Origin of the sequence: Streptomyces viridosporus, assembly GCF_002078235.1 — a bacterium.
GTDB lineage: Bacteria > Actinomycetota > Actinomycetes > Streptomycetales > Streptomycetaceae > Streptomyces > Streptomyces viridosporus.
The window spans coordinates 1-3905 of record NZ_MSGP01000746.1 but is presented as its reverse complement, the minus strand read 5'-3'; the positions used below and the strand labels follow the sequence as shown (position 1 = coordinate 3905).

The 3905-nt window shown below is 71.0% G+C and carries 4 protein-coding genes; 1 reads left to right on the top strand and 3 read right to left on the bottom strand.

The genetic code is table 11. The annotated features are described in order from the left end of the window. Positions 1 to 682: aldehyde dehydrogenase family protein (locus B7L92_RS41470; RefSeq protein WP_159461090.1), on the bottom strand; the 682-nt coding region annotated here is incomplete at its 3' end. Positions 683 to 892: 210 nt separating this feature from the next. On the opposite strand from B7L92_RS41470, the gene B7L92_RS36935 reads away from it, so the two are divergent. Further along, positions 893 to 2395, top strand: a complete 1503-nt coding sequence (locus tag B7L92_RS36935; protein WP_081241513.1) for an LVIVD repeat-containing protein — start codon at positions 893 to 895, stop codon at positions 2393 to 2395. Here the strand turns inward: B7L92_RS36935 and B7L92_RS36930 are convergent. Continuing rightward, positions 2383 to 3081 (bottom strand): TetR/AcrR family transcriptional regulator, encoded by a 699-nt coding sequence (locus tag B7L92_RS36930; protein WP_081241512.1) that lies wholly within the window; start codon positions 3079 to 3081, stop codon positions 2383 to 2385. The two genes, B7L92_RS36935 and B7L92_RS36930, sit on opposite strands and share 13 nt — an antisense overlap. 181 nt (positions 3082 to 3262) lie before the next feature. Further along, on the bottom strand, positions 3263 to 3901 hold the full coding sequence (locus B7L92_RS36925) for a phosphatase PAP2 family protein (RefSeq protein ID WP_081241514.1): 639 nt from the start codon (positions 3899 to 3901) through the stop codon (positions 3263 to 3265). Positions 3902 to 3905 lie beyond the last annotated feature (4 nt).

Genomic DNA, 3905 nt, shown 5'->3' with positions numbered 1-3905 from the left:
CGCGGATGCGCTCCTGGATGATCCGGGCGATCCGGAACAGGTACTTGGCGCGCTCGGAGCCGGGCAGCGCGGACCACTTCCCGAACGCCTTGCGGGCGGCCCGCACCGCGCGGTCCACGTCCGCCTCGCCGGCCCGGGCGACCTCGGAGAGGACCTCCTCGGTGGCGGGGCTGACGGTCTTGAAGGCCTTGCCGTCGGCCGCGCGCAGGTTCTTCAGCTGGGCCTGCGTCGCCATTCCGGGCATCGTCGCGTGATCGTGGTCGTGTCCGCCGCCCCCCGCCGCCTTGCCGTGGGTCTTCAGCCAGCCCTTCATCGCCCCGATCTCCGGCCGCTGCGCGGCGGCGATGCGCTCGGCCAGTTTGACGATCTTCGGTGACTCGGCGCGGTCGGGGACCAGGTCGGTCATCTCCAGGGCCTGCGCGTGGTGCTCGATCATCATCCGCACGTAGGAGACGTCGGCGGAGTTGGGGGAGTCGTCCTCCGCGCGCTGCTGTGCGGCCTCCTCGGCCGACAGGGTCCGGTTCGCCTCCCCGGGTCCGCCCGGCGCGATGACCGACGGCCCGCTCGTCGCGGCCGACCCGGTGTCGTCCGTGTCGGAGTCGCAGCCCGTGAGCCCCAGTACGGCCAGGGCGGTCAGCCCGGCCGCGACGACGGACACACGTGGCACACGGCGGTGGAGCACAAGGACCTCCTGTGGCTGGGGGCATCCCCTCCGGTGGGAGGGTCGCGGAACACCTCGTGAGTGCTGACGACCGTCCTAGCACGCTTCCGCGCGTCGGTGATCGGAAAACTTCATTGCACGTGTGTTGCCCCCTGTTGGTATGTGCATGCCGAAGACGATACTGCCGGAGCGAAAACCGTTCCGAGGCGAACGGAACCAGGGAGGAAAACAGTGATCCTGTTGAGAGTTCCCCGAACCCGGCGCAGACGTTTGGGAGTTGCCGCCGCAGCCGGTGGGCTGCTGGCCGCGCTCCTCACCGCCGCCCCGGCCGCGGCGATCCCCGACCCCGGGGACGCGCCGGCCGCACCGAAGGAGGTCTCGCGGAGCGACCAGGCCGAGGCGCGGGAGGCCATCGCCGCCGGCGAGATCCCCGGCCAGGACGAGGTCGTCCACTCCGACAACATCCGGCACGTGGCCAACATCCCCAAGGACGCGCTGCCCGGCACCAACACGGACCTGGCGTTCCAGGGCCGCTACGCCTTCGCGGGCAACTACGACGGCTTCCGCATCTTCGACATCAGCAACCCGAAGTCGCCGAAGACGGTGGCCCAGGTCCTGTGCCCCGGCTCGCAGAACGACATCTCCGTCTCCGGGGACCTGCTGTTCCTGTCCACCGACTCCTCGCGCAGCGACAGCAGTTGCAACAGCACCACGCAGCCGGTGACCGAGAAGTCCTCGTGGGAGGGCATGAAGGTCTTCGACATCAGCGACAAGCGGAACCCGCGCTACGTCGCCGCCGTCGAGACCGCCTGCGGCTCGCACACCCACACGCTGGTGCCCGAGCGGAAGAACGTCTACGTCTACGTCTCCTCGTACTCGCCGAACGCGGCCTACCCCGACTGCCAGCCGCCGCACGACGGCATCTCCGTCATCAAGGTGCCGCGCAAGGCCCCGCACAAGGCGGCGGTCGTCGGCTTCCCGGTGCTGTTCCCGGGTGAGGGCCCGGACGGCGGCGGCAACCCGGGCGCGCCCACCAACCCGGGCGTCTCCAAGACCACCGGCTGCCACGACATCACCGTGCTGCCGTCCGAGGACCTGGCCGCCGGAGCCTGCATGGGCGACGGCATCCTGTTCTCCATCAAGGACCCGGAGCGCCCGAAGGTGATCGACCAGGTGCAGGACAACGTCAACTTCGCGTTCTGGCACTCGGCGACCTTCAACCAGAAGGCGAACAAGGTCGTGTTCACCGACGAGCTGGGCGGCGGAGGCGGCGCCACCTGCAACGCGGAGGTCGGCCCGAACCGCGGCGCGGACGGCATCTACGACATCGTCGGCAAGGGGGACAAGCGCAAGCTGGTCTTCCGCAGCTACTTCAAGATCCCCCGCCACCAGGCCGACACCGAGAACTGCGTGGCCCACAACGGCTCGCTGATCCCGGTCAAGGGCAAGGACCTGATGGTGCAGGCCTGGTACCAGGGCGGCGTCTCGGTCTGGGACTTCACGAACTCCTCCAAGCCCAAGGAGATCGCCTACTTCGAGCGTGGGCCGCTGTCCACCGAACAGAACGTCACCGGCGGCTCCTGGTCGGCGTACTACTACAACGGCTACATCTACTCGAACGACATGGCCAAGGGATTCGACGTCCTGAGGATCGACGACCGGCGCACGGACCCGGCCCGCAAGGTCCAGCTGCGCGAGCTCAACGTGCAGACGCAGCCGGACTACTTCGACTGAGCTTCCGGCTCCGGCCGGAGGGCCGGAGCCGGACGGCCGAGCCCCGGCCCGGTCGCGAAGAACCGGGCCAGGTCCGTCCCGCCGGGCACCTCGGTGTCCGGCGGGACGCCCAGCTCCCAGTCGAGCCGGTAGCGCTTGAAGAGCTCCGCGCGCAGCGTCGGGACCGGCATCGGCGCACCCGGCATCAGGGCCGCGAACACGGCGCCCATCAGCAGGGCGCGCAGCATCGGGTAGTCGGCGTCGACGTCCTGGGAGCCGTGCCGGACGACGGTGTCCCGCAGCAGCTCGGCCAGGCGCCGCTGCTCGGGGCAGGTGACGAATCCCTCGGCCTGCAGCAGCCCGGCCATGTGCTGGCGCATCAGGACCGGCCGGTCCCGCGCCAGGCCCAGGATCGCGTCGATGGCCCGCGCCAACCGCTCCCGGCCGTCCTCGGTGCGCGGCTCGCGCTCCAGGGCCTCCTCCAGGGTGCGGTGCATCAGCCGGTGCACGGCGGACTGCACGAGCTGGCGTTTCCCGGGGAAGTAGTACGAGACCAGACCGCGGGCGGAGCCCGCCCGGTCGGCGATGTCGCCGAGCGTGGTCGCCTCGTATCCGTGCTCGTTCACCAGTTCGACGGCCGCGTGCAGGAGCCGCTCCTTCGAACGTCTCCGCAACTCTTCATTGACCAGGGGGCTGCGCGGGGACATGCTTGACTCCTGCGTTGACTGGCTGGCAGCCAACTATACTCAGCGCGTCCGGCCGGGTCCTTGGGGGCCCTCTCCGGGCTGCCGTCCGTCTCGGGCGACGCGGGGGATCGTCCGAGACGGACGGTATGGTTCCGGGCGGTGGCCTCGGGCCACCGCCCGGCCCCACGACGGGGTGCGCGGCTCACGGGTGCCGGCGCCGGTGGACCTGTACCGCCGCGGCCACCACCAGCGCGCCGAGCAGCCAGCCGCCGAGGACGTCCGTGGGCCAGTGGACGCCGAGCCAGACGCGGGTGAGGCCGACGCCGATCACCGAGAGTACCGCCAGGGCCAGCGCCACGCGCCGCACCAGGCGGCTCACGCGGTGGCGGTGCAGCAGCCACACCAGGAGCCCGCAGACGACCGTGGCGGTCATGGCGTGGCCCGACGGGAAGGCCGCGTAGTGCGCGGAGTCGACCGGGTCGGGCCAGACCGGGCGGGCACGGTCCACCGCGGCCTTCAGGCCCTGCTGCACGGCCGTTCCCAGGGCGACCGCCACCACCAGCCACGTCGCGGTCCACCGGGCCGCGTACCGCCACGCCAGCAGCGCCGCCGCCACGCCGCACAGGACCCGCATCGTCCACGGGTCCCAGACCCAGTCCGTCAGGATGCGGGCCGTCTGCGTCCAGCCGGGTTCCTCGACCGCCCAGCGGTGGGTGGTGCGGGAGATGTCGCCGTCCAGATCGAGCAGCGGACGCCATCCGACGGCGACCAGGGCCAGCAGCAGCGCCGAGCACAGGGCCAGTACGCCGGTGGGCAGGGTGGAGGGCTGTCTCTTATACACATCT